The sequence below is a fragment of the Streptomyces sp. NPDC032091 genome, from assembly GCF_055580265.1.
Window position 1 is genome coordinate 102,299 of sequence record NZ_JBVILR010000014.1, and the last position, 23,704, is coordinate 126,002.

General features: G+C 73.8%; 23 protein-coding genes. 8 read left to right on the top strand and 15 right to left on the bottom strand.

Annotated features, from left to right (window positions below; genetic code table 11):
• Positions 1-16: 16 nt before the first annotated feature.
• The 7 genes from ACZ5NJ_RS22690 to ACZ5NJ_RS22720 are packed head-to-tail and all read right to left on the bottom strand — an operon-like array spanning position 17 to position 9,252.
• The gene (locus ACZ5NJ_RS22690) at positions 17-1,246 is read right to left on the bottom strand and encodes a glycosyltransferase (protein WP_468766922.1); all 1,230 of its coding nucleotides are present in this window, start codon (positions 1,244-1,246) and stop codon (positions 17-19) included.
• Positions 1,243-2,025 (bottom strand): polysaccharide deacetylase family protein, encoded by a 783-nt coding sequence (locus ACZ5NJ_RS22695; protein ID WP_468766923.1) that lies wholly within the window; start codon positions 2,023-2,025, stop codon positions 1,243-1,245. The genes ACZ5NJ_RS22690 and ACZ5NJ_RS22695 overlap by 4 nt, the downstream gene beginning before the upstream one ends.
• Complete coding sequence (gene murJ / locus ACZ5NJ_RS22700) at positions 2,015-3,955, bottom strand: murein biosynthesis integral membrane protein MurJ (protein ID WP_468766924.1); 1,941 nt, start codon at positions 3,953-3,955, stop codon at positions 2,015-2,017. The genes ACZ5NJ_RS22695 and murJ overlap by 11 nt, the downstream gene beginning before the upstream one ends.
• Positions 3,952-5,325, bottom strand: a complete 1,374-nt coding sequence (locus ACZ5NJ_RS22705; protein WP_468766925.1) for an O-antigen ligase family protein — start codon at positions 5,323-5,325, stop codon at positions 3,952-3,954. Before ACZ5NJ_RS22705 ends, murJ begins: the two co-directional genes overlap by 4 nt.
• A 3-nt stretch (positions 5,326-5,328) precedes the next feature.
• Entirely contained in the window at positions 5,329-6,924 is a 1,596-nt protein-coding gene (locus ACZ5NJ_RS22710; RefSeq protein WP_468767069.1) for an exopolysaccharide biosynthesis polyprenyl glycosylphosphotransferase, read from the bottom strand.
• A gap of 2 nt (positions 6,925-6,926) precedes the next feature.
• A complete protein-coding gene (locus ACZ5NJ_RS22715) occupies positions 6,927-8,129 on the bottom strand; it encodes a glycosyltransferase (RefSeq protein WP_468766926.1) in 1,203 nt (400 codons plus the stop codon).
• 19 nt (positions 8,130-8,148) lie between these two features.
• Complete coding sequence (locus tag ACZ5NJ_RS22720; RefSeq protein WP_468766927.1) at positions 8,149-9,252, bottom strand: DUF3344 domain-containing protein; 1,104 nt, start codon at positions 9,250-9,252, stop codon at positions 8,149-8,151.
• Between the two features lie 182 nt (positions 9,253-9,434).
• Between ACZ5NJ_RS22720 and ACZ5NJ_RS22725 the strand changes: the two genes are divergently transcribed.
• The 5 genes from ACZ5NJ_RS22725 (at position 9,435) to ACZ5NJ_RS22745 (ending at position 12,561) form a co-directional block, all read left to right on the top strand.
• The gene (locus ACZ5NJ_RS22725; protein ID WP_468766928.1) at positions 9,435-9,689 is read left to right on the top strand and encodes a chaplin; all 255 of its coding nucleotides are present in this window, start codon (positions 9,435-9,437) and stop codon (positions 9,687-9,689) included.
• 118 nt (positions 9,690-9,807) lie between these two features.
• Entirely contained in the window at positions 9,808-10,218 is a 411-nt protein-coding gene (locus ACZ5NJ_RS22730) for a rodlin (protein WP_468766929.1), read from the top strand.
• Positions 10,219-10,421: 203 nt separating this feature from the next.
• Positions 10,422-10,655 (top strand): chaplin, encoded by a 234-nt coding sequence (locus tag ACZ5NJ_RS22735; RefSeq protein WP_468766930.1) that lies wholly within the window; start codon positions 10,422-10,424, stop codon positions 10,653-10,655.
• 120 nt (positions 10,656-10,775) lie between these two features.
• Positions 10,776-12,041 carry a chaplin gene (locus ACZ5NJ_RS22740; protein ID WP_468766931.1) on the top strand — a complete coding sequence of 422 codons (1,266 nt, stop codon included), beginning with the start codon at positions 10,776-10,778 and terminating at the stop codon, positions 12,039-12,041.
• A gap of 178 nt (positions 12,042-12,219) precedes the next feature.
• Positions 12,220-12,561: a hypothetical protein gene (locus tag ACZ5NJ_RS22745; RefSeq protein WP_468766932.1), complete on the top strand. Its 342-nt coding sequence runs from the start codon at positions 12,220-12,222 to the stop codon at positions 12,559-12,561.
• Between the two features lie 96 nt (positions 12,562-12,657).
• Here the strand turns inward: ACZ5NJ_RS22745 and ACZ5NJ_RS22750 are convergent, their stop codons facing one another.
• Together ACZ5NJ_RS22750 and ACZ5NJ_RS22755 are read right to left on the bottom strand one after the other, a co-directional pair.
• Positions 12,658-12,900: a chaplin gene (locus ACZ5NJ_RS22750; protein ID WP_468766933.1), complete on the bottom strand. Its 243-nt coding sequence runs from the start codon at positions 12,898-12,900 to the stop codon at positions 12,658-12,660.
• A 161-nt stretch (positions 12,901-13,061) separates the two neighbouring features.
• On the bottom strand, positions 13,062-13,559 hold the full coding sequence (locus tag ACZ5NJ_RS22755; protein WP_468766934.1) for a hypothetical protein: 498 nt from the start codon (positions 13,557-13,559) through the stop codon (positions 13,062-13,064).
• Between the two features lie 280 nt (positions 13,560-13,839).
• Between ACZ5NJ_RS22755 and ACZ5NJ_RS22760 the strand changes: the two genes are divergently transcribed.
• Positions 13,840-14,247 carry a rodlin gene (locus ACZ5NJ_RS22760; RefSeq protein ID WP_468767070.1) on the top strand — a complete coding sequence of 136 codons (408 nt, stop codon included), beginning with the start codon at positions 13,840-13,842 and terminating at the stop codon, positions 14,245-14,247.
• Positions 14,248-14,357: 110 nt separating this feature from the next.
• Here the strand turns inward: ACZ5NJ_RS22760 and ACZ5NJ_RS22765 are convergent, their stop codons facing one another.
• Entirely contained in the window at positions 14,358-14,996 is a 639-nt protein-coding gene (locus ACZ5NJ_RS22765) for a vitamin K epoxide reductase family protein (RefSeq protein ID WP_468766935.1), read from the bottom strand.
• A 191-nt stretch (positions 14,997-15,187) separates the two neighbouring features.
• On the opposite strand from ACZ5NJ_RS22765, the gene ACZ5NJ_RS22770 reads away from it, so the two are divergent.
• On the top strand, positions 15,188-16,000 hold the full coding sequence (locus ACZ5NJ_RS22770; protein WP_468766936.1) for a DUF6227 family protein: 813 nt from the start codon (positions 15,188-15,190) through the stop codon (positions 15,998-16,000).
• 87 nt (positions 16,001-16,087) lie between these two features.
• Here ACZ5NJ_RS22770 and ACZ5NJ_RS22775 read toward each other — a convergent pair whose 3' ends face one another.
• Positions 16,088-17,656: an MFS transporter gene (locus tag ACZ5NJ_RS22775; protein ID WP_468766937.1), complete on the bottom strand. Its 1,569-nt coding sequence runs from the start codon at positions 17,654-17,656 to the stop codon at positions 16,088-16,090.
• 62 nt (positions 17,657-17,718) lie between these two features.
• Between ACZ5NJ_RS22775 and ACZ5NJ_RS22780 the strand changes: the two genes are divergently transcribed.
• Positions 17,719-18,675, top strand: coding sequence for a helix-turn-helix transcriptional regulator (locus ACZ5NJ_RS22780; protein ID WP_468766938.1), 957 nt, complete (start codon positions 17,719-17,721; stop codon positions 18,673-18,675).
• Between the two features lie 93 nt (positions 18,676-18,768).
• Here the strand turns inward: ACZ5NJ_RS22780 and ACZ5NJ_RS22785 are convergent, their stop codons facing one another.
• The 4 genes from ACZ5NJ_RS22785 to ACZ5NJ_RS22800 form a co-directional block, all read right to left on the bottom strand.
• Positions 18,769-19,746 (bottom strand): sigma-70 family RNA polymerase sigma factor, encoded by a 978-nt coding sequence (locus ACZ5NJ_RS22785; protein ID WP_468766940.1) that lies wholly within the window; start codon positions 19,744-19,746, stop codon positions 18,769-18,771.
• Between the two features lie 407 nt (positions 19,747-20,153).
• Positions 20,154-20,948: a dioxygenase family protein gene (locus ACZ5NJ_RS22790; protein ID WP_468766941.1), complete on the bottom strand. Its 795-nt coding sequence runs from the start codon at positions 20,946-20,948 to the stop codon at positions 20,154-20,156.
• A 146-nt stretch (positions 20,949-21,094) separates the two neighbouring features.
• A complete protein-coding gene (locus tag ACZ5NJ_RS22795; protein ID WP_468766942.1) occupies positions 21,095-22,648 on the bottom strand; it encodes an MFS transporter in 1,554 nt (517 codons plus the stop codon).
• Between the two features lie 104 nt (positions 22,649-22,752).
• The gene (locus ACZ5NJ_RS22800) at positions 22,753-23,430 is read right to left on the bottom strand and encodes a TetR/AcrR family transcriptional regulator (protein ID WP_468766943.1); all 678 of its coding nucleotides are present in this window, start codon (positions 23,428-23,430) and stop codon (positions 22,753-22,755) included.
• Positions 23,431-23,704 lie beyond the last annotated feature (274 nt).

Genomic DNA, 23,704 nt, shown 5'->3' on the forward strand with positions numbered 1-23,704 from the left:
GTGGAAAGAAGGGGGATCAGCCGTCGCCGCCGGGCGCGGCCGCGTCCAGCCCCGCCGGTGAGCGGGGCGCCGGGTCCGGGGCGGTGCCCCGCGGCTCCGTGCCACCGCGCGCCGGGGGCAGGGGCACGGGCGCGGCCAGCGCGAGCCCGTAGACGTCCAGCAGCCGCGCCGCGCTGCGCGCGATGTCGTACCGGCGCACCACCGGGGGCGCCGGCAGCCGGCTCGCGCCCGCCTCCATGTGCCCCCGCAGCGCGGCGACGAGCTCCTCGGTGCCCGTGCCGATCCGTCGCGCCCCCGGCGCCTGCGCGGCGGGGAGGTCGTCGATGGCGGGGCAGGTCACGTGCAGCACGGGCAGCCCGGCGGCCAGGGCCTCGACGACGGCCAGCCCGAACGCCTCCTCCCGGGAGGGGGACACGAAGACGTCCATGGCGGCCAGCAGCGCGGGGATCCCGGGGGTGCGCCCGTCGGGGCTGTCGCCCAGCGGGTCCCGCTCCCCCAGCAGATGGATCCTCGCCTGCGCGCCCAGCTCGGCGGCCAGCGTCCGCAGCGCGGCCCGTTCCGGCCCGTCCCCGGCCAGCAGCAGGTGCGCGCCCGGCAGTGCGGCGACGGCCCGGACGAGGACGTCGAACCGCTTGCCCGGCACCAGCCGCCCGACCCCGCCGACGACGAAGGCCCGTTCGGGCAGTCCGATCCTGGCCCGGGTGGCGCGGCGGACGCCCGCGTCGAAGCGGAACCGGGCGGCCTCGATGCCGTTCGGGACGACGTGCACCCGGGCGGGGGGCACCCCCCAGCCCTCCAGGCGGGCGGCGACGGTGTCGGACACGGCGACGGTCGCCGCGCCGAGCCGCTCGCTGGCCAGGTAGAGGGAGCGGACGCCGCGGGAGAGCGGGCGGCCCTCGATCTCGGCCTCGCCCAGGGAGTGTTCGGTGGCGACCGTCGCCGCGACGCCCGCGAGCCGGGCGGCGAGGCGCCCGTAGACGCAGGCCCGGTAGAGGTGGGTGTGGACGAGGTCGTAGCGGCCGCGCCGGATGAACCGGACGAGCTTGGGCAGGGCGCCCAGGTCGCGGTTGCCGTTCATGCCCAGGTGGACGACGCGGACCCCGTCGGCGCGCAGCCCGTCGGCGACCGGGCCGGGGTTGGTGAGGGTCAGGACGTCGCAGGGCATGGGCATGTGGCGCAGCAGGAGCCGCAGTTGCTGTTCGGCGCCGCCGACGCCGAGGCCGGTGATGACGTGGAGGGCCTTCACCGCAGCACCGGTACCTTCCGCCGCAGCTCGCGGGCCCCGTGGCGGAGTTCCTTGATCCGCAGCCGGGCGGCTCCGTCGGCCTGGCTGACGTGCGTACGGGGCAGGGCGTGCAGGCCGGCGAGGCGGCCGGGGGAGATCGCGCAGGCGTAGCCGTATCCGGCGGCGCGGGTGGCGTCGACGACGCGGGCGTCGAGGTGGCCGTAGGGGTAGCAGAACCCGTCGGGCAGGGTGCCGGTGAGTTCGCGCAGGAGTTCGCGGCTGCCGCGCAGTTCCTGCTGGAGGACGTCGTCGGGGGCGGCGGTGAGGTCCTGGTGGAGCAGCCCGTGGGAGCCGATCTCCTGGCCGGCGGCGGCGACCTCGCGGATCTGCTCGGCGGTGAGGAGGGACTTGCGGGGGCCGAGCGGGTCCCAGACGTTGTCGACGCCGAGCCGTCCGGGCAGGACGAACAGGGTGGAGGTGAAGCCCTGGCGGCGCAGCAGGGGCAGGGCGCGGGTCAGGTAGTCGGTGTAGCCGTCGTCGAAGGTGAGGCCGACGAGGCCGTGGCCGCGTCCGGCGGCGCGGGCGCGCAGCAGTTCGCGGACGGACACGCCGCGCAGCCCCCGGGAGCGCAGCCACAGCAGCTGGGCCTCCAGGGTGCCCGGGGTGACGGTGATGCCGTACGGGTCCTCGGCGGGGTCGGTGAACTCGGCGACGGAGTGGTACATCAGGACCCACGGCGACGGGGTACGGCGGGCGGTGGCCGCCACGGCGGCGGGTGCCGTGTCGGTGTCAGCGGGCATTGCGGAACCTCTGGGTGAGCTGGGTGATCTGGACGGCGGTCTGGGCTGCGAGCTGGGCGATCTGGCCGGGCAGGGCGGTGATCTCCAGGGCCCGTATGGCCATTCCGGTGGCCCCGAACATGGCCGGGACCAGCAGGCAGCCGAGGGCGGCGCTGAGCAGCGGGTCGGGGATCATCGGTCCGGCGAGCCAGCCGGTGGCGCAGGCGGAGGCGGCCGCGACGGTGAGGCGGCCGATGCTGACGGCGACGCGGCGGGCCTGGATGGCGATGATGCGGGAGCCGATGCCGGTCAGGAGGAGGGCGGCGGTGGCGGTGATGCCGGCGGCGTTGGCGGCGGCGATGCCGTAGGTGCCCCACCAACCGACGAAGAGGGCTCCGGCGGCGATGTTGACGAGCAGCCCGGCACCCATCGCGAGCGCCGGGAACCAGGTGGGCCGGGCGGTCGAGAAGAAGGGCCGGGACAGGGCTCCGACGAGGCAGTGGCCGAGGAGTCCGAGTCCGTAGACGCGCATGACGGAGGCGGTGGTGAGGGTGTCCTGGTGGGTGAAGGCGCCGCGTTCGAAGAGGACTTCGATGATCTGCGGTGCGTAGCCGATGACGAGGGACACGCCGAGGAGGACGGCGAGGGAGGCGAGCGCGAGGTCCTGTTCGACGCGGCGGCGGGCCTTCTCGCGTTCGCCGCCGGCCATGGCCTGGGCGACGACGGGGAAGGTGACGGTGCAGATCATCAGGGAGAGCACCATCGGCATCTGCGCGACCTTCTGCGCGTAGTTGAGGTGCGAGATGGCGCCGGGGGGCAGGGAGGCGGCGAGGAAGCGCTCGACGAGGACCTGGGACTGGCGGAAGACGGCGAAGGAGATGACGGGGGCGATCACGCCGAAGGCGATGAGGGTGGGCCGGTCGCGGTCGCGCTGGCTGCGCGGGGCCCGCCGGGCGCGGGGCGGTCCGAAGCCGACGTTGCGGATGAACGCGGGCAGTTGGACCAGGACCATCAGCAGTCCGCCGGCGGCGACCCCGGCGGCGGCGGCGCGGACGCCCCACAGGGTGTGGAGGGCGACCATGGTGCCGATGATGCCGACGTTGTAGGCGACGTAGATCGCGGCGGGCGGCAGGAAGGACCGGTGGGCGCGCAGGGCGGCGCTGAAGTATCCGGCGACGCCGAAGGTGAGGACGGTCAGGGCGGTCATCCGGGTGCACTGGACGGCCAGTTCGGGGTCGGGCAGGCCGGGTGCGAGGACGTCGACGACCAGGGGTGCGGCGATGACGAGGAGGGAGGCGACGGCGGCGAGGAAGACGACCAGGCGCGGCAGGGTGGCGCCGACGAGCAGGCGTACGGGGTCGGCCGCGCGGGCTTCCCTGCGGGTCAGCCCGGCCCGGCTGGCGGCGCGCCGGGCGAGGGCGTGGCTGAAGGCGGGCACCATCAGCAGGGCCATGGCGTCCTCGATCAGCAGCGTCGAGGCCATCTCGGGGACGGTCCAGGAGATGAGGAAGGCGTCGCTGTCGTGGCCGGCGCCGAAGAGGTGCGCGATGGTCTGGTCGCGGACGAGGCCGAACACGGCGCCGGCGGCGGTCAGTCCGGCGGTGACGGCGGCGGCCTTGGCGAGGAACCGCCCGAGCGGGACGCCGCCCTTGGCGCCGGGCTTGTCGGCGCCGCTCCCGGCCCGGTCCCCGGCCCGGTCCGCGGCCCGGTCCGCGGCCGGGGGTACGGCCGGGGGTACGGCCGCACCTCCGGGCGTAGCCCTTGACGTCCCCCTTGACGTCCCCCGGGCGCTGCTCCCGGCCTTCCTCCCGGCGCCGCCCGTGCCCCCGGCGGTGGCCGGCCGGCGGGCCGGGACGGTGCCGTCGGCGGTGGCACCTGCGGCGGGGCCCGCGGCCGCGGCGAGGTCGCTCGCCGGGGCCGCGGGCCGCCGCCAGGGGGTCGTGTCGGTCACCGGACGGCCGGCCCGTCGGCGGGCGGGCCGGCCGGGGCGGCCGGGGCCGCGGGGACGGGGGAGGGCAGGGCCCACCAGGCCGCGAGCCCGATGATCACACCGGTGAGGACGGTGGAGGGGCCGCCGATGTCCGCGTACAGGAAGTCGGTCAGCTGCCAGACGAACAGGCCGACCGCGACCAGCCCGCAGTCGCGCAGCCCCTTGTCCGCGGAGAGCGCGTACCGCCGCAGGCCCGCGACGAGCAGGGCGGCCCAGCCGCCCGCGAGCGCGAGGAGTCCGACGAGGCCCTGTTCGCCGAGGACCAGCAGGTACATGTTGTGCGGGGACAGCAGCGGCTGCTTCACGAAGGCCTGGCCGGCGCCGGCGGTGTCGCTGCCGGAGGACAGTCCGAGCGAGGAGTGCCCGTCGCGGTGGGCGGGGAACCCCTTGAGGCCCACGCCGACGGCCGGCCGCTCGCGCCACATCGACTCGGCGGCGGCCCACATCGTGTAGCGGTCGGTGACCGACTGGTCGGGGGCGCTGGAGACCCGGGTGATGGAGCCGAGGCGCTCGGCGACCATCTCGGAGCCCAGTCCGAGGCCGCCGACGAGGACGACCCCCAGGGCGGTCAGCGCCACCAGCACCGTCAGCGCCCGCCGGATCCCGGCCAGGCACATCACCAGCAGCGCCGCTGCGACGGTGGCGATCCACGCGCCGCGGCTGAAGGACAGCACCAGCGGCACCACCAGTGCCAGGGCGCAGCCCCCGGCGGCCCGGCGGACCCTGGCGGGCAGTCCCGGTGCGAGCGCGGCGGCGGTGGCGACGATCAGCCCGTAGGCGACGACGGTGGCCATGCCCATGACGTCGCCGGGGCCGAAGGTGCCCACGGCGCGGACGTCCTCGCCCTGGTAGGAGGCCCCGGTGTGGGTCGCGTACTGCACGACGCCCACGGCGCCCTGCACCAGCCCGAGCAGGACGAAGCACCCGGCGGCCAGCCGGAACTCGCGGGCGTCGCGCACCAGCAGGACCACCGCCGCCGGGACCAGCACGAACACCTGGAGGTAGCGCACGAATCCGGGCAGCGCGGCGTACGGGTCCCCGGCGGTCATGGTGGAGACGGCGAGCCCGATCCCCGGGGTCCCGAGTACGAGGACGCCCAGCGGGTTCAGCGCCCGGACCCGGCCGCGCAGGGCCTGCACGGCGCAGACCAGGGCGAGCAGCAGCGAGGCGGCGTCGGCGGGGCCGACCTTCCCGGAGGCGGTGGCGTCGCCGGCGGGGAGCGGGGCGAGCAGGAGCAGGACGGTCGCGGCGAGCGGCAGCAGCGGCCAGTGCCGGCGCAGCGCGTCGGCGCCGGCGGGCAGGCGTACGGATCCGGGGACGGCGAGGCTCATGGCTCAGCTCCCGCCCAGCCGGAAGCGGAAGAAGGAGGCGGCGGTCCGGGCGAGGATCCACAGGTCCTGCCAGAGGGACCAGGTGTCGATGTAGTGGTTGTCGAAGCGGGCTCGGTCCTCGATGGAGGTGTCTCCGCGCAGCCCGTTGATCTGGGCGAGCCCGGTGATGCCGACGGGCATCCGGTGGCGGGCCTCGTAGCCGGGGTGGACACTGCTGAACTTGGCGACGAAGAAGGGGCGTTCGGGGCGCGGGCCGACCAGGCTCATGTCGCCGCGCACCACGTTCCACAGCTGCGGGAGCTCGTCCAGCGAGGACTTGCGCAGGAAGGAGCCGACGGGGCTCATCCGGCGGTCGCCGGCCACGGTCCAGCGGGTGGCGGACTCGTGTTCGTCGGCGCGCAGGGTGCGGAACTTCAGCAGGGTGAAGGGCCGGCCGTAGAGGCCGACCCGCTCCTGCCGGAAGATCACCCCGGGGCCGTCGGAGAGCCGTACGGCCAGCGCGCAGGCGCCCATGACGGGGGCGGCGGCGAGCAGTGCGAGGGCCGCGAGGGCGGAGTCGATGAGCCGTTTGGCGGAGCGCTCCAGCGGCCGGGCGGGGCGGGGCAGCAGGGGCTGGACGGCGTATCCCCACAGCTGGTCGGCGGGCTGGGCGACGCGCATGCCGGTGACCTTGGCGGTGCCGGCGGGGTCGGCGAGCCAGAGCCGGCAGCCGTGGTCGTGGAAGAGGCGGACCAGGGCGGCGGTGCGTTCGTCGGCCTCGGGCGGCCGGGTGAAGACGGCGCAGCGCACGGAGTTCTGGATGACGGCCCGGCGGACGTCCTCGTGGGTGGCGAGGACGGGCAGCGGGCCGCCCTCGCCGTCGGCGGGTTCGGCGGTGTCGGCGATCCCGACGGGCCGCAGCCCGTACTCGGGGCGGCCGTGCAGGGCGGCGGCGACGGCGCCGGCGCCGTCCCCGGGGCCGACGACGAGCGTGGACTCGGGGTGCGCGGCGGCGGAGCGGCGCCACAGCCCGTGGACCAGCCCGCGGCCCGTGCAGGCCAGGACGGTCTGGAGGCAGACGGCGGTGAGCAGCGCGTTCCAGCCGAGGGCCCGTCCGGGCGCGGTGGCGGCGAGGACGGCGGCCGCCGCGCACCACAGCGCGGCGGTGCGGCCGGCCAGGGCGGGGAGTTCCAGGAGGGCGGAGGGCGCGAGGCGGGGCCGGTAGAGGCCGCCCCGTGCCTGGAGGGCGGCGTTGACGGCGGCGAGCAGGACGGCGGCCGCCGCGGCGGCCTGGGGCGGGAGCAGCGGCCCGGGTACGGCGGTCACGGTGACGGCGGCGGCCAGCGCGTCGGCGGCCAGGAGCGGGGCGGCGCCCCGGCCGCGGCGGGCCCGGCCCGGGCGGACGGCGGGCCGGGCCCGGTCGGCCCGGGGTCCGCGCGGCGGGTGGATGGCGGTCACGGCACGGCGGTTCGTCGCGGGTGCCGCGATGGGCGCCATGGCGGGTGTCGCGGCGGGTGTCACGGCGGGCGGGGCGACCGGTGACACGGAGGCGAAGGCGCTGCCGCCGGTGTGCCCCGTGCCGCTCTGCCCCCCGGTGTGCCGGGCGGGTGCGCTGTCCATCGTCATCGGCTGATGCGCTCCTGGTTCAAGGGGGAGGGCCTGCCCAGCAGTTCGTGGTACAGGCCGGTGACCGCGTCCGTGGTCCGCCGCACGTCGAACTCGGTCCGGGCGTGCTGCTGGGCCTGCTCCCCGAGTTCGGTGAGCAGCCGCGGTTCGGCGAGCAGCCGTCCCAGGGCCTTGGCCAGCGCCGTCGGGTCATCCGGCGGTACCAGGCAGAGCCGCCCGTGGCCGGACGGCAGGCTCTCCCGGGCACCGCTGACGTCGGAGACCAGGACCGGTCGGCCGCAGGCCATGGCTTCGAGGGGGGCGAGCGCCATGCCTTCCCACCGCGACGGCAGTACAACGAGATCGGCGGCCCGAAGCCACGGTCGGATGTCGGCGGCGGCCCCGGCGAAGTGGACTCCGGGGGGTGCGGCGCGGCGCAGCCGTTCGGCGTCGGGACCGTCGCCGACCAGGGCGAGGCGGGCGCCGGGGACGGTGGCCGACACCTCCGGCCAGGCGCGCAGCAGGACGTCCTGGCCCTTCTGGGGGCAGAGCCGGCCGACGCAGACGGCCAGCGGTCCGTCGCCCGCGAGGGGGGCGGGCAGCCGCAGGGCGGTGCGGGCCTCGGCGCGGTCGCGGCCGGGGTCGGGGTGGGCGGGGCGGAAGTGGGCGAGGTCGACGCCGTTGCGGACCACCGCCCAGCGGGCGTGGATGCCCTCGGACTCGCCGGCCCGGCGTTCGGCCTCGCTGACGCAGAGCACCCGGTCGGCCCAGCGGGCGCCGGCGCGTTCCCAGCGCAGCGCGAGGGCGGCGGTGGTGCCGCCGACGGCGTCGAAGGACCAGGCGTGGGGCTGGAACACCGTGGGGAGGGAGCCCCGTACGGCCATCCGCCCGGCCAGTCCGGCCTTGGCGCTGTGGGCGTGCAGCAGGTCGGGGCGGACGCGGCGGATCAGCCGGGCGGCGCCGAGCACTTCGGCGGGCAGTCCGGGTCCGGGGGAACGTCCGGCGCGCCAGGTGAGCACCTCGGCCCCGGCGGCCCGGGCCGCGCCGGCGAGGACGCCGCCGTCCGGGCAGGCGACGACGACGCGCAGCCCGGCGGCGCACTGGGCCGCGGCGAGGTCGGCGACGACCCGTGCGACGCCGCCCTCGACGGGCTGGACGAGGTGGAGGACGGTGAAGGACCGCGCGGCCGGGGAGCCGGCCGGCGAGGGGTGTTTCGGCACGTGGAGCGGTCTCCTGCGCTCAGCGGCGCGCGTCTGTCTGAACGAAGAGCACACCGAGGAATTGACCCTGGCTTTCGCCCGTGAACCTGAAGCTCAGGCTGTGGGCGCCACCGGACAGGGCGGGACTCAGATCGAACACGTCCGCGTCATATCCGAGATTGTTAATATTTTCAGGCTGTCGTACTGATACGGGCCGCCCGAATTCCGTGATCGTGGAATTCATGACGTCGTTGAACGGGTTCTCGGCATCGCTGACGTTGATCCGGCGGCCGCTGTCGGCCGTCACCGTCAGTGAGTCCCCCAGGGCCCCGCGGTCCCCGTCGTAGGCGACCACCCCGGCCTTGCCCGCGGACCCCGCGGGCGCGTCCAGGCCGGCGACCTCCACCTGCTCCGCGGCGGCCTCGCCGGCCCCCGCGGCCAGCGACTCGAAGCCGTCCCACAGGGAGATCCTGCGCAGCGGCTCCTGCGGGTGCTCGTACGCGACCACCAGCGTCCAGCCGCCCCAGGCACCCACCTGCGAGTGCCCCATGGCGACGTTGAGCTGGGCCACGGTCCACATCCCGGCGCCCCCCTTGCGCACCAGCGGGGTGACATCGGCCGAGGCCTGGTAGGCGTCGCTGCCGGCGTCCGTCCGGTGTCCGATCACCGTGTCGGCGATCACCGGCTTGTACGCGCCCCCGGGCTCGGCGACCAGCACGCGGCCGTTGTCCTCCGGCGGCTTCTGCTCCCCCACCCGCAGGTTCCCGCCCCAGTAGAGCCGGGCGTACGAGACCTTCGCGCCCCGCGGGACCCTGAGCTCGGACCGGGTGGAGTTGTAGGTGTCGGGGTCCTTGTCGACCTCGTCGTAGAACATCTCGAAGTCGCCGTTGGTCCCGGCGGCGCCCTTCTTGACCTCCGCGCACGGCTCCGCCTGCGGGGACTCCTCGCGGCGGCAGCTGATCACCGAGTTCGAGGCCCGGACCAGCCCCCCGTGCTGCACCGCCTGGTAACGCTGAGTGAAGGGGATGCGGGGCAATTCACGGGCCGCGGCGGGGACCGCGGCGTCCGCCGGGGCGGCGTGGAGGGAAAGCGTGAGGCAGGACAGCAGGCCGAGCGCGCCGAGGATTCTGCGGGAGGAACCCATGACCCTGTCTCCATTTTCGATCAAGGGGACAAAACAGGAGTGAACTTTGTCAGAAATCAGGCTGGAAATCACGCCGGACTCGCTCGTACGGCCTTTCGGGCGATGGCACGCACCCTGACGGTGGGCGCGTCGTTATGCGGTTGCATCGTTGTTCGACGTTCGAACCGAAAGGAATAACGGAGATGAAGAAGAGGCTGATGCGCGGCACGACGGTGGCGCTCGCCGGAACCGCGCTGCTGATGGGCGGCGCGGGCCTCGCCTCCGCGCACGGCGGCGACGGCGCGACCGCCGAGGGTCTGGCGGCGGGTTCCCCCGGCGTGCTGAGCGGCAACCTCGTCCAGGTGCCCGTCGACGTCCCGGTCAACGTCTGCGGCGTCACCGCGCAGCTGGTCGGCCTGCTGAACCCGGCCTTCGGCAACCGCTGCGTGAACGCCTGAACGTCAACCACGCCGCCCGAAACGGCGGCATCCGGGTGAAGCGACGCAACCGGAGCGGGATCCGGGCCGTTGTTCCGGATGCTCCAGCAGCGGGCAATCCTGCAGAAAAGGGACGATAATGATCAAGAAGCTTGTAGCCGGCGCAGCGGTTGCCGCCTCCACCGTCGGCCTCGGCGCCGCCATGGCCCCGCAGGCGATGGCGATCGGCAACGACAACGGCATCAACACCGTGAACGGCAACAACTCCGCGCAGATCTACGGCAACCAGGCCACCTACGGCAACATGAGCCCGCAGATGGCGCTGATCCAGGGCTCCTTCAACAAGCCCTGCATCGCCCTGCCCGCCAAGGTCAACGCCCAGTCGATCCTGTCCGCGGTCAACATCGGCGTCCAGGACATCCCGGTCCTGTCCAGCCCGCAGAACCAGCAGTGCACCGAGAACTCCACCCAGGCCAAGGGCGACGAAGCCCTCTCGCACATCCTGGACAACATCCCGGTCCTCTCCGGCAACGTCTCCTCCGGCAGCTGACCGAGGAAGCACCGCGCGAGGCCGTCGCACCCCCCGGGTCGCGGCGGCCTCGCCGCGTAATCGGGCGCCGGGAATTCCGCTCCCGTGAATAGGGATCGAAAATCTCCCCCGGGGAAATACCCGGATTCCGCGGTTTCTTTTTCCCGGCCCACTCGTTGTTCTGTATGCAGCGGACAGACCTCTGCGGGAAGGATCGAATTCAGATGAAGTACAAGAAGGCAGTGGTGATGGCCGCCGGCTTCCTCGTCGCCGCCGGTGCCGCCTCCCCCGCCATGGCCGACGCGGTCGCCGACGGCAAGGCCGTCGGTTCCCCCGGTGTCCTCTCCGGGAACCTCGTGCAGGTCCCCGTGCACGTCCCCGTGAACGTCTGCGGCAACACCGTCAACATCATCGCGCTGCTGAACCCCGCGTTCGGCAACACCTGCGTCAACGACTGACGAAGCGACTGCGCCCGCGAGGGCGGACCTCCTCGGGTGGCCTCGGAGTGCACGGCGGTGCACTCCGAGGCCACCTTCGATTCAGGACCGGCCCCCGCGCCGGTAGACAGGGAAGGACCCATGCGACAGGTACTGAGCCGACAGGTACTGGGCAAGGGGGTGCTCACGGCTGCGGCCGCGTCGAGTCTGCTGTCGATCGCGACCGGCGCGGCCTACGCGCATCCCGGGGCGATGGCCGAGGCCTCGCATTCACCGGGCGTGCTGTCCGGCAACAGCGTCTCGGTACCCATCACCCTTTCGCCGAACGTGTGCGGCAACAGCGTGGACGGGGGTGCGGCGCTCAACCCCTCGATGGGCAACAACTGCGCCACCTCGACCGGCTCCGACACGGGCCACCACGACTACGAGCGCTACCTCAGCCCCGAGAACGCCGAGGCCTTCCAGCGCTACCTGGACGAGCACCCCGGCGGCCGGCACGCGCTGCCCGCGCAGCGCGGCGAGGACGAGGGCGGCTACGGGGAGCGCGGCGCGGAGGCACCCCGCACGCGGACCCCCCGGCACGCCGCGCCCCGGCCCGAGGAGGCGCGCCCCGAGGCGCCCCGCCACGAGACCGGCCCCCGCCACGAGGACGCCTACGGCGGTCCGGGCGAGGAGGACCGGGGCCCGCGGGGCGGGGAGGAGGAGTGCGACGACCACCCGCCCGCCCACCACGCGCAGCACCCCGCCCCGCACCCGGCGCCCCCCGCGCCCGCGCCGCACCACCCGAAGCCCAAGCCGCAGCCCAGGCCGGCCCCCAAGCCCCGGCCCGCCCCGGCCCCCGCCCCGCCCGCCGCGCAGCCCGCCCCGGCACCGGCGCCCGCCCCGGCCCCGCTCCCCGCCCCGGCCCCCGCGCCGCAGGCCCCGGCCGCCGAGGCGCCCGTACCGCCGCAGGAGCACGCCGAGACGCTCCCCGCGCCGGTCGAGGAGCAGCCGCACACCCTCCCCGCGCCCGTCCCGGCCCCCGAGGCGCAGCCCGCTCCTGCGCCCGCCCCCGGGCCCGCGCAGGAGCTCCCGGCACCGCGGCCGCCGCACGGCAGCCAGCCGGAGCGGCCGCTCCCGGCGCCCGTCCCCGTACCGGACGTCGTCCGCCCCGCGGACCAGCCCCCGGCCGCCCCGGCCGGCGACCTCCCGGTGCACCTGCCCCCGGCGCCCGCGCCGGCTCCGGCGCCCGTCCCCGCCGCCGCTCCGCCGGTGACGCTCCCGGCGCCCGTCCCGGCGCCCGCGCCGGCGCACGCGGGGCCCCAGCTGGCGGCCACCGGTGCCGGTGAGCTGGGGGCCATGGCGGCCCTCGCCTCGGCTCTCGTCCTCGGCGGCGCGATTCTCTACCGGAGGTCGCGCGCCGCCTGACGGGAATACCGGTAATCGGAAGAAATATCGGCCGGAGAATCCACCGTCGGATTCTCCGGCCGCTGCCGTGCGGCCGCGGGCCGGCGTTTCCGGAGCGGCCGGGAATCGTTACCAGGACGAAAGCGGCGAGCCGGTCGCCGCTGCCGCCCGGTCCACGAAAAGAAGAGGATTTCCCACCATGAAGCTCTCCCAGGTCGCCGCCGTCGTCGTCGGTTCCGTCGCCGCCCTCGGCGCCACGGCTCCCGCCTTCGCGGCCGACGCCCCCGCGATGCCCCCCATGAGCGCGACGGGCGGAGTGACCGAGCTGCTGGGCGCCGTGAACCCCGTCTCCGAGGCGCTCCCGCAGACGGCGGGCAACGCGCTGGCCGAGCAGGGCGACACCGTCGGCAAGGTGGTCCAGACGGCGCAGGGCGTCAACAAGGTCCGCAACGACATCCCCGGCACGGCCCTGGGCCTGGCGAACGGCGCCACCAAGGCCTCCCCGCTGCTCGGCGGAGTGGAGCTCAACGGCGGCAAGTGACGCCGGGGCGCTGCCGAAAGGCACCCGACACGACTGTGGGCGCCACCGGCGAGGCCGGTGGCGCCCACGGTCACGTGGTGCCGACTGCGAGGAACGTCAGTCGTTGACGCAGACGTTGCCGAACGCCGGGTTCAGCGCGCCGATGATGTTCACGGAGTTGCCGCAGACGTTGATCGGAACGTGGACCGGCACCTGGACCAGGTTGCCCGAGAGAACACCGGGGGAGCCCACGGCCGCGCCCTCGGCCTGGGCGTCGGCGGAGGCGGCACCGGCGGCACCGGCCACGGCGAGACCAGCGGAGGCCAGGGCCACGGCGGCCTTCTTGGCAGCAGAGTTCATGGGGAGTGCACCTTCTCGTTCGATGTCCTGCCCCGGTCCCGGGGCTCACACCGAGCGAAACGGTCCAGCGTCCCGGATCGACACGGCCGACGGCCGGATCTGACCTGTTCAGCCCAATAGTCGTAACCATTCTGCCCGTCGGGGTCCGCCGCGGCCGCCGGCTAGCTGCCGACGGGGATGTCGGGGATCTGGACGTCGGGGACGGTCGGGACGGCCGGCGCGACCCCGGGCACCGCCGGGACCGCCGGGGTCGCGGGCACCGCGGGGACGGTGACCGGGAGGTCCGGCAGCTTGGGGATGGTGACCGGGAGGTCCGGCAGCTTGATCTCGGGCAGTTTGATCTCGGGGAGCTTCGGTACCTCGATCGGCGGGAGCTTGATCCCGCCGAGCAGGCCCGTGAGCGAGTTCAGCAGGTCCGAGAGGGTCTTCGTGAGGCCGGCGAGGAGGTCGTCGATCGGGCCGGCGGCGACCCGCTCCCGGGATTCCGCCGCCTCCTCCAGCCGTTCGATCTGCTGCTGCACGGCCGCCGCCTTCCTCTCGACGGCGGCGGCGCCCTGGCCGTCCGCGGCGCCCGCGGGGGTGGCCGCGCCGGACAGTATGACGACGGCGAGGGCCGACGGGACGAGGACGCGGAGGCGGGACGCCTTGGTGGAGTGCATGAGGAATCCTTCGAGGTGGTCGCGCAAGCGGACCCGAGTAGTCCGCTTACTCACCCACCGTGCGAACACCCTCGACGGAGCGCAACCGGAGCCCGCGCGCCCGGGGCGCGCCTGGGGCTGCGTACGGGCTTCGCGCAGGTGTCCGCAGCGGTCTCACCCGCCCCGGGGAAATCCCGTCCCCGGACGGGCCGTTTGAGTGAAGCAGCGCAACCATGCCGCGCGGCGGCCGGTTGATCAGGGCGCTCCACTAGCGGGCACTCGTGCGACAGAAGGATCGATGATGCTCAAGAAGATCATGACCGCCGCTGCGGTCTCCGCCGTTGCCATCGGCGTCGGTGCCGCCGCCCCGGCCATGGCCATCGGCAACGACAACGGGATCAACACCGTCAACGGCAACGGCGCCCAGCAGATCTACGGCAACCAGAAGACCGCCGGCGACATGAGCCCCCAGCTCAGCCTGGTCCAGGGCACCCTGAACAAGCCCTGCATCGGCCTGCCGGCGAAGGTCAACGTCCAGTCCGTGGCCGCCCTCATCGCCAACGTCGGTGTCCAGGACATCAACGTCCTGTCCAACCCGCAGAACCAGCAGTGCACCGAGAACTCCACCCAGGCCAAGGGCGACGAGCCGCTCTCGCACATCCTGGACAACATCCCGGTCCTGTCCGGCAACGTCTCCTCCGGCAGCTGACCGAGTCCCACCCCTCCTGGTCTGGGGCCGCGTCGGCCCGTGGAGCGCAGTGACGAGGGCCCCGGCGGCGTCCAGCCGCCGGGGCCCTCGTACGCGTGGGGCCGCCCCCGTCACCCCGTCCAGAAGTCCCACCACCGCGTCAGGACCAGCATCCCGATCACCCCCAGGTGCAGGGCGGGCGGGGCCCAGGCGAAGTCGGTGAAGAACTCCCGCAGCGGGCCGGGCGCGGGCAGCCGTCCCGTACGGACGTTGTGGGCCGTGACCGCCCAGAACATCAGCAGCGTCGCCACCCAGGCCAGGCAGCACCACAGGCACAGGGCGTTGATCGCGTAGAGCGACTGGACCATCAGCCAGGCGCAGAAGGCGGTGCCGAAGGCGGTGCCGGCGTTCAGTCCCAGCCAGAACCAGCGGCCGTGGCGGGCCCCGGCGAGCAGCCCCGCGCCGACGCAGACCACGACCCCGTAGGTGGCCAGCCCGAGCATCGGGTTGGGGAAGCCGAAGACGGCCGCCTGGGCGCTCTTCATGACGCTGCCGCAGGAGACGACCGGGTTGAGGCTGCACGCGGGCTTGAAGTCCGGGTCCTCCAGCAGGAGGAACTTGTCGAGGGTGATCACCCAGGAGGCCAGCAGCCCGGCGGCGCCGGTGGCCACCAGCAGCCAGGCCAGGGACCTGGGGGCGTCGGGTTCGTCCTCGGATCGGGTACGGGAGCGCCGCCGCTGGCGCGGGACGTCCACGGTGTTCGTTGCCATGCCGCCCATACTCCCGCGTATCGCCACAAGCCCTGACGAACCCGGGCCATTCAGGGGCAAGTTGACCTGAAGGTGTGGCGGGAACCCCTGATGCTTCCCGGACGTTTTACCGAATCCCGGACGTGATGTCAGAGCCAGGGGCTACGTTGTGCTTCCGCTAAGTGACAAGCTGCGACGGCCTGGAGCCCACCTTGAGCGATCCGTACGAGACAACCGAGGCGCATCTCGGCCGACTCCTGGGCCGCGCCCTCAACTCCTTCGACCTTCCCGACGCGTTGGTCGAGCGCCTCGGCACCGCGCTCGCCCACAGCTCCTCCCTCTACACGACGCACCACAGCCCGTCGGCCGGCGTGTGGCGGGAGACCCACCGGCACACCTACCTGCTCTCCGACGGCGAGACGGTCTCGCTGTGGGAGCTGGCGTACCGGCTGCGGGGCGACGACGGCACCCGGTACGAGGTGTTCGCCGGGCGGGAGGAGCTCACGTGGGCCGGGGCCCGGCTGTTCGGCGAGGCCGGGGCCGGGCCGTCCCCGGCCCCTGTGCCCGGACAGGGCGGAACCGAGGACGGGGACGGGGATGGGGACGGGGGCTGGGGCGTGGACGGGACGGAGGAGGACCTGGCGCTGCTGAGCGCCCTGTTCGCCGCCCCGGATCCGCGGGAGCGCCACCGCGAGTACACGGTGGAGGAGTCCGCCGACCACGCCCGGCGGGTGCTGCGGCGCGCGGAGAACGGCGACCGCCCCGGGCCGGAGGTGGCCGCACGGCTGCGTTCGGCGTACGCGCACCGGATCACCCAGGCCTTCGGCGGGCGGCAGTTCCTGGCGGACGGCCGGGACGCCGGGTTCAGCCTGTACGAGCACGCGTTCGTCCTGCTGGACGGCAGCGAGTGCAGCCTCTGGGAGGTCGAGCACACGGCGACGCCGGACGGGCGCCACATGTGCGAGGTCTACACGACCGAGGCCGCCGCGCGCGGGGCGATGGAGCTGCGCACACGGGTCCGCTAGGGCCTGTCACCGGCGGCGGTGACCGGCGCCGTCCAGTGGAGGGCGCCGGCCGCGTCGACAGGAGCTGCCCGCGCGGGTGCCGGGGTCTCAGGCCTGTGCGGCCTGTTCGACGGCGCCCTCGCGCTCCGAGAGCGGGACCTGCTTGCGCGGCAGGACGAACATCACCGCGAAGATCACGACGAGCACCGCCACTACCCACCACAGCGCACCCCGGAAGGCCTCGACGTAGGGGGCGCCGAGGACGCGGTCGTCATCGATCGACCCGAAGAAGACCACGGAGGTCAGGGCGAGGCCGAGGGCGTTGCCCATCTGGCCCGTCGTGTTGATCAGGCCGGAGGCCGAGCCGGCGTGCTCGCGCGGCACCTGGGACAGGATGGTGTCGTTCAGCGGGGCGACGATCAGGCCCATGCCGGCGCCCATGACGATCAGCGGGGCGGCCATCTGCCAGGAGGCGATCTCCATGCCGTACCGCTGGGACTCCCAGATGTAGAGCAGCAGCCCCGCGGCCATGACCAGCGCACCGGCCTGGAGCACCTTGCGGCCGAAGCGGGGGACGAGCTTCTCGACGGAGAGGCCGGCGGCGACGGAGACGGCGATGGAGAAGGGGATGCCGGTGCTGCCGGCGTGCAGCGGGGTCCAGCCGAGGCCCATCTGCATGTAGAGGGTCCAGACGAGGAAGAAGATGCCGGTCGCCAGACCGAAGGCGAGCTGGACGGTGATGCCGCCGGCGAAGCTCTTGACCTGGAAGAGGGAGAGCTCGACGAGCGGGGAGCCGTCCTTCTTGATCTTGTGCTTCTCGTACGCGATGAAGACGGCGAAGACGACGGGCGAGGCGATCATGCAGGCGAAGCCCCACAGCGGCCAGTCGTTCTCCCGGCCCTGGGTGAGGGGGTAGATCAGCAGGACCAGCGCGAGGGTCGCGAGGACGACGCCGACCAGGTCGAGGCGCAGGGCCTTGGGGGCCTTGGACTCGGAGATGTACTTGCGGCCCAGGATCACGGCGGCGATGCCGACGGGCAGGTTGATCAGGAAGATCGTGCGCCATTCGAGGCCGAAGAGGTTCCACTCGGTGAGCAGCGCGCCGAGCAGCGGTCCGGAGACCGCGCCGAGGCCGACGATCGCGCCGAACATGCCGAAGACCTTGCCGCGCTCGTGCGGCGGGAAGGTGACGTGGATGATCGCGAGGACCTGCGGGACCATCAGCGCCGCCATGCCGCCCTGCAGCAGGCGGGAGGCGACGAGCATCGACGGGTCGGCCGCGATGCCGCAGAGCAGCGAGGCGGCGGTGAAGCCGGCCACGCCGACGAGGAAGAGCCGCTTGCGGCCGTAGATGTCACCGAGACGGCCGCCGGTGATCAGGCCGGCGGCGAAGGCGAGCGCGTAGCCCGCGGTGATCCACTGGATCGCGCTGGTCGAGGCGCCGAAGTCCTGACGCATGCTGGGTATCGCGATGTTGACGATCGTGACGTCGACCAGGTCCATGAAGGACGCGGTCATCACGATGGCCAGCGCCAGCCAGCGCAGGCGGTCGGCCGGGGCGTCGGGAGTGGCCGGGTCGGCGGCGCCGTCCGGTGCTGCTGCGGCGGCCGCGTTCCCCTCTTCTCGTACGGGCCCGTTCTCTCTTTCGGGCGATGCTGTGGGCGTCTCGGTGCTCATGGGGAGAAACGTAGACGGGAACTAGGCCAGGGTGTGTCCTATTTACCTGGCAATCTTGAAGGATGAACGACACACCCGCCCGGCTGCTCACCCTGCTGTCCCTGCTCCAGACCCCGCGCGAGTGGCCCGGCAGCGAACTGGCAGAGCGGCTGGGCGTGAGCGCGCGGACGATCCGGCGGGACATCGAGCGGCTGCGGGACCTGGGCTACCCGGTGGAGGCCACGCTGGGCGCGGTCGGCGGCTACCGGCTGGTGGCGGGTGCGGCGATGCCGCCGCTGCTGCTGGACGACGAGGAGGCCGTGGCCATCGCGGTGGGGCTGCGGGCGGGGGCCGGGCATGCGATCGAGGGGGTCGAGGAGGCTTCCGTACGGGCGCTGGCCAAGCTGGAGCAGGTGCTGCCGGCCCGGCTGCGCCGCCGGGTGGGGGCGCTGCAGTCCGCGACGGTGGCGGTGACGCGGGGCGACGGGCCGAGTGTGGACCCGCGGACGCTGACGGCGATGGCCGCGGCGGTGGCCGGGCCGGAGCGGCTTCGGTTCGCCTACCGGGCGCGGGACGGGGCGGACTCGCGCCGGCTGGTGGAGCCGTACCGGCTGGTCAGCACGGGCAGCCGCTGGTACCTGGTGGCCTTCGACCTGGAGCGGGAGGACTGGCGCACGTTCCGGGTGGACCGGGTGAGCGAGCCGTTCCCGACGGGGGCGCGGTTCAGCCCGCGGCCGCTGCCGATGGAGGCGGCCGAGTTCGTCCGGCGCGGGCTGCGGGGCGGGGAGACCTACCCGGTGGACGTCCGCTTCGCGGCGGCGCCGCAGGAGCTGCCGGGGTGGCTGCGGGAGGGGGCGGTGGCGGAGGGGCCGGGGTCGCGGGTGCGGTTCGAGAGCGGGGACGCGCCGGAGTGGCTGGCGGCCCGGATGGCGCTGACGGGGCTGGAGTTCACGGTCCGGGGGCCCGAGTTCCTGGCCCGGGCGGCGGGCGCGCTGGCCGAGCGGCTGGCCGGGGCGGCGGCGGGGGGCGGGCCGGGGTAGGGGGGAGCCCCGGCGCCTGGGGGGGATAGGCGCCGGGGCTCGTCTGGGGGGTCTCCGGGGAGGTCTTGTCCGGGGAGGCCTCGTCCGGCTGGGTCAGGCGACGGCGTCGAAGCCGGTGTCGCGGGCCATCCGCTTCAGTTCCAGCAGGGCGTGCTTCTCGATCTGGCGGATCCGCTCGCGGGTCAGCCCGTGCTGCTTGCCGACCTCCGTCAGGGTCCGCTCGCGGCCGTCCTCGATGCCGTAGCGCATCTTGATGATCGACGCCGTGCGCTGGTCCAGCTTGCCGAGGAGGTCCTCCAGCTCCTCGCTGCGCAGCAGCGCGAGCACGGACTGCTCGGGGGAGATCGCGGCTGTGTCCTCCAGCAGGTCGCCGAACTGGGTCTCGCCCTCGTCGTCGATCGACATGTTGAGGCTGACCGGGTCGCGCGCCCAGTCCAGGACGTCGCCGACGCGCTTCTCGGTGGAGTCGAGCTCGGCGGCGATCTCGGCGTGCTCCGGGTCCCGGCCGTTCTCACGGTTGAACTCGCGCTGGATCCGGCGGATCCGGCCGAGCTCCTCCACCAGGTGGACGGGGAGGCGGATGGTGCGGGACTGGTCGGCGATGGAGCGGGTGATGGCCTGGCGGATCCACCACGTGGCGTACGTGGAGAACTTGAAGCCCTTGGTGTAGTCGAACTTCTCCACGGCGCGGACCAGGCCGGCGTTGCCCTCCTGGATCAGGTCGAGGAGGGGCAGTCCGCTGCGCGGGTAGCGCCGGGCGACGGCCACGACCAGGCGGAGGTTGGAGCGGATGAAGACCTCCTTGGCCCGCTCCCCCTCGGCGGCCAGGGCCTCCAGCTCCTCGCGCGCCGGGGTCTCCCCGTCGCGCTCGACCTCTCCGTCGAGGATCTGGCGGGCGTAGACGCCCGCCTCGATGATCTGCGAGAGCTCCACTTCCCGGGCGGCGTCGAGCAGCGGGGTGCGCGCGATCTCGTCCAGGTACATGCCGACCAGGTCGCGGTCGACGATCTCGCCGCCCGCGGCGCGGGCGCTGCTCGTGGACTGACGACGGGCGACGGCGCGGGTTGCCATGCGGTGCTCCCTTGCGATGCGATGAACGGTCGCGGTGCGTCTTCGGACACTCTCCCGAGTGCCCGCTTCCGAGGGAAACAACGACTGGAATCGGGACAGAATTCCCACACGCCTCCCTCTTTCCCGGGATCTTGCAGTATCCTGCCCCGCTACCGCCCTGCCCGGGCGGTGGCGGCAGGCCGCGAGAACCCGAAGAGGTGCAGGTCAGGCCCGCCCCGGAGCCACCCGGGCGGCCCGCACGGCCACATCGTCGATGAGACCGCCGTCACACGCGGCGCGTCCGTCCCAACGGTCTCCGCGGGCTGCACTCCCACCCCCCAAGACGGCCCGCGCCGGGTTCTGGTTGCCTGCCCGCCACCCGTTCGGGTGCGGTTCGGGCATATTCCTCCGGCACGGCCGCCAGGGGGCTAGCCGAACTGCAGCGACCGCTTCGACAGCCCCATCCAGAAGCCGTCCACCGGCGTGCTCTGCGCGCCCAGGTCGGATTCGGCGGCGCCGAGGGTGACGAACAGCGGGGCGAAGTGCTCCGTGCGGGGGTGGGCCAGGCGGCCCGCCGGGGACTTGGCCTCGAAGTCGAGCAGGGCGTCGACGTCGTGGGCGGCCAGGGCCTCGCGGCCCCAGGCGTCGAACTCCGCCGACCAGCCGGGCACCCCGGGGCCGGTGTGCCGCAGGGCGGCGAGGTTGTGGGTGAAGAAGCCGCTGCCGACGATCAGGACGCCCTCGTCGCGCAGCGGCGCGAGCCTGCGGCCGAGGTCCATCAGGCGGGCGGGGTCCAGGGTGGGCAGGGAGATCTGGAGGACCGGTACGTCGGCCTCCGGGTACATCTCGACGAGGGGGACGTACGCCCCGTGGTCCAGGCCGCGGCCCGGGATGTCCTGGACCGGGGTGCCGGGGGCCTTCAGCAGGGCGCGGACCGAGGCGGCGAGCTCCGGGGCGCCGGGGGCGTCGTAGCGGACCCGGTAGTAGTGCTCGGGAAACCCCCAGAAGTCGTACACCAGCGGGGCGGGCTCCGTGGCGCCGAGGGCGAGGGGGGCCTCCTCCCAGTGGGCGGAGACCATCAGGATCGCGCGTGGCCGGGGCAGCTCCGCCGACCAGGCGGCGAGCTCGGACGGCCAGAGCGGGTCGTCGGCGAGCGGGGGCGCGCCGTGGCTGAGGTAGAGCGCCGGCATGCGGGCGGGGGCGGGGGCTGCGGGGGTGGTCATCGGGCGCTCCTCGGGCCGTCGGGCCGCTCGTACGGCGTACGTCGTCCGCGGGGAGGGCGTACTCGGTTCACCCGAAAAGACTAACCCCGCTTCGTTCAAATTTGAACGAAGCGGGGTCTTCAGTCATTCCCGCACACGCGCCCCCGTCAGTGGGCGATCACCGGGACGGGCAGCTCGGCGTCCTCCGAGGCCGAGCCGGAACCGGCGGCCACCGGGCCGCCCTGGCCCGGACGGCCCGTGTTGATCAGGGTGAAGGCGAGGGTCGCGCTGACCGCGAGGATGCCCACGGCCCACCAGATCGCCGACGAGTAGCCCTCCACCATGGCCTGCGCCTGGACCAGCTTGGCCGCGACGCCGCCCGCCGAGGCCTCGGCCGCGTGGTCGGTCAGGTACGCCGTGGTCGCCGAGGCGGCGATGGTGTTCAGCAGGGCGGTGCCGATCGCGCCGCCGACCTGCTGCGAGGTGTTGACCATGGCCGAGGCCACACCGGCGTCGGCCGGGTTCACCCCGTACGTGGCCAGGGACATGGCCGGCATGAACGCGGTGCCCATGCCGAGGCCCAGCAGCAGCTGCGCCGGCAGGATCAGCGCCGGGTAGGAGGAGCCGACCTCCAGCTGGGTCAGCAGCAGCATGCCGGTGGCGGCGAGCAGGAAGCCGGGGCCCATCAGCAGGCGCGGCGCAACCCGGGTCATGAGGCGGGCGCCGATCTGGGTGGAGCCCGTGATCATGCCCGCGATCATCGGCAGGAAGGCGAAGCCGGTCTTGACGGGCGAGAAGCCCTTCACGACCTGGAGGTAGTACGTGAGGAAGAGGAACAGGCCGAACATCGCGATGACGGCGAGGCCCAGCGAGAGGTAGACACCGCCGCGGTTGCGCTCCAGCAGGACGCGCAGCGGCAGCAGCGGGGACTTCACCCTGGCCTCGACGGCGACGAAGGCGGCGAGCAGCACGGCGGAGGCCACGAACAGGGCCACGGTGACGCCGTCCGTCCAGCCGGCCGACTCGGCGCGGGTGAAGCCGTACACGAGCGAGACCAGACCCAGGGTCGAGAGGACCACGCCGGGGATGTCGAGGCGGGCGCCGTTGCGCGAGCCGGCCGGCTCGCGGATGACCATCCAGGCACCGGCGGCCGCGACGACCGCGAAGGGGATGTTGACGAAGAACGTCCAGCGCCAGTTGAGGTACTCGGTCAGGAAGCCGCCGAGGATCAGGCCGACGGCGCCGCCGCCGCCCGCGATCGCGCCGTAGATGCCGAAGGCCTTGGCGCGCTCCTTGGCGTCGGTGAAGGTGACCGCCAGCAGCGAGAGCGCGGCCGGGGCGAGCAGCGCGCCGAAGGCGCCCTGGAGGGCGCGGGCGCCCAGCATCATCGCCTCGCCGTTCGCGGCGCCGCCGAGCGCGGAGGCCAGGGCGAAGCCGGCGAGACCGGTGATGAAGGCGTTCTTGCGGCCCCACTTGTCGGCGATACGGCCGCCGAAGAGGAGCAGTCCGCCGAAGGCCAGCGCGTACGCGGTGATGACCCACTGGCGGTTGCCGTCGGATATCCCGAGGTCGGTCTGCGCGGAGGGCAGGGCGATGTTCACGATGGTCGCGTCGAGGACGACCATCAGCTGCGCCAGTGCGATGAAGACCAGGGCCTTCCAGCGACTGGGATCGGCGCCGGCAGCGGCAGCCGGCGAGGCGGACGCGGCTGTTTTGGACATGGGGGTACCCACTTCACTGAACGAAAAAGAAAGGAATGACTGAAAGGGGGGAGATGAAAGGAAAAGTGGCGGTTTCAGAGACTAGGGAAGGAGGGGTCGCCGCGTCACATGGTTTTCACAGGGCCGGCTTTCCGGCTGAGGTCCTGCAACGTGACGGCCGTACCGGGGAGTTGGGAGCGGGCGGGGGCCCGCAGCCCGTCGAGGAAGAGCTGGAGGTGGCGGTGGACGAACCCGGCCACCGTCGTGCAGTCCGTCCCGGGGAGGGGGCGGGCGAGCTGGGAGAGGGCGAGCATCAGGTCGCCGGTGCCGACGTCGGCGCGGAGCAGGCCCGCGCTCTGGCCGGCGCCGACCAGGGCGTCCACGGCGACCCCCAACGCCTCGCGCGCGGCGAGGAGTTCGGGATGGTCGTGGTCGAAGCCGTCGGCAAGCATCGGGCACAGGGCGCCGATCCGCTCGTCGGCGGCGGCGTGGGTGAATCGGCACAGGGCCGCGAAGGCGTCGGGCTCCTCGGCGAGGGCGTCCTCGGCCTGGGCGGTGACCCGGTCCATCACGTAGAGCACCACGTGGTGGACGAGGTCGGCCCGGTCGGGGAAGTGCCGGTAGAGGGTGGCGTTGCCGATGCCGGCCCGGCGGGCGATCTCGTCGAGGGGCGCGTCGGCGCCGAACTCCACGAACATCTCGCGGGCCGCGCCCAGGATCCGCTCCCGGTTGCGCACCGCGTCGGCGCGCGGCTTGGGCATCCGGGTGGCGGGGGCCGGGGCGGTGGCGGTGGCGCTCTGCATTCCGGGCCTCCCTGGGCTGGAACTCGTACGGGCTGACGGTCGCGGGGGTCGCGGGCCCACGGGTCACGGGGTCGCGGGCCCCGTGTCACGGGGGTCGCGGACGGAGCACCGAACCGGGGACTCGTTCCCCGCTTGTGGGGACTCTCTTCCAAACGGGGAACCAGTCCCCGGTTATTTCACTCCTCCGCGTGACCTGCATCACACCCGATTCCTGCGGTTTCCTCCCGTTTGGCCGCTTTCGACGGGCGGGCGTGTCGCGGCCGTCGGAGGGTGA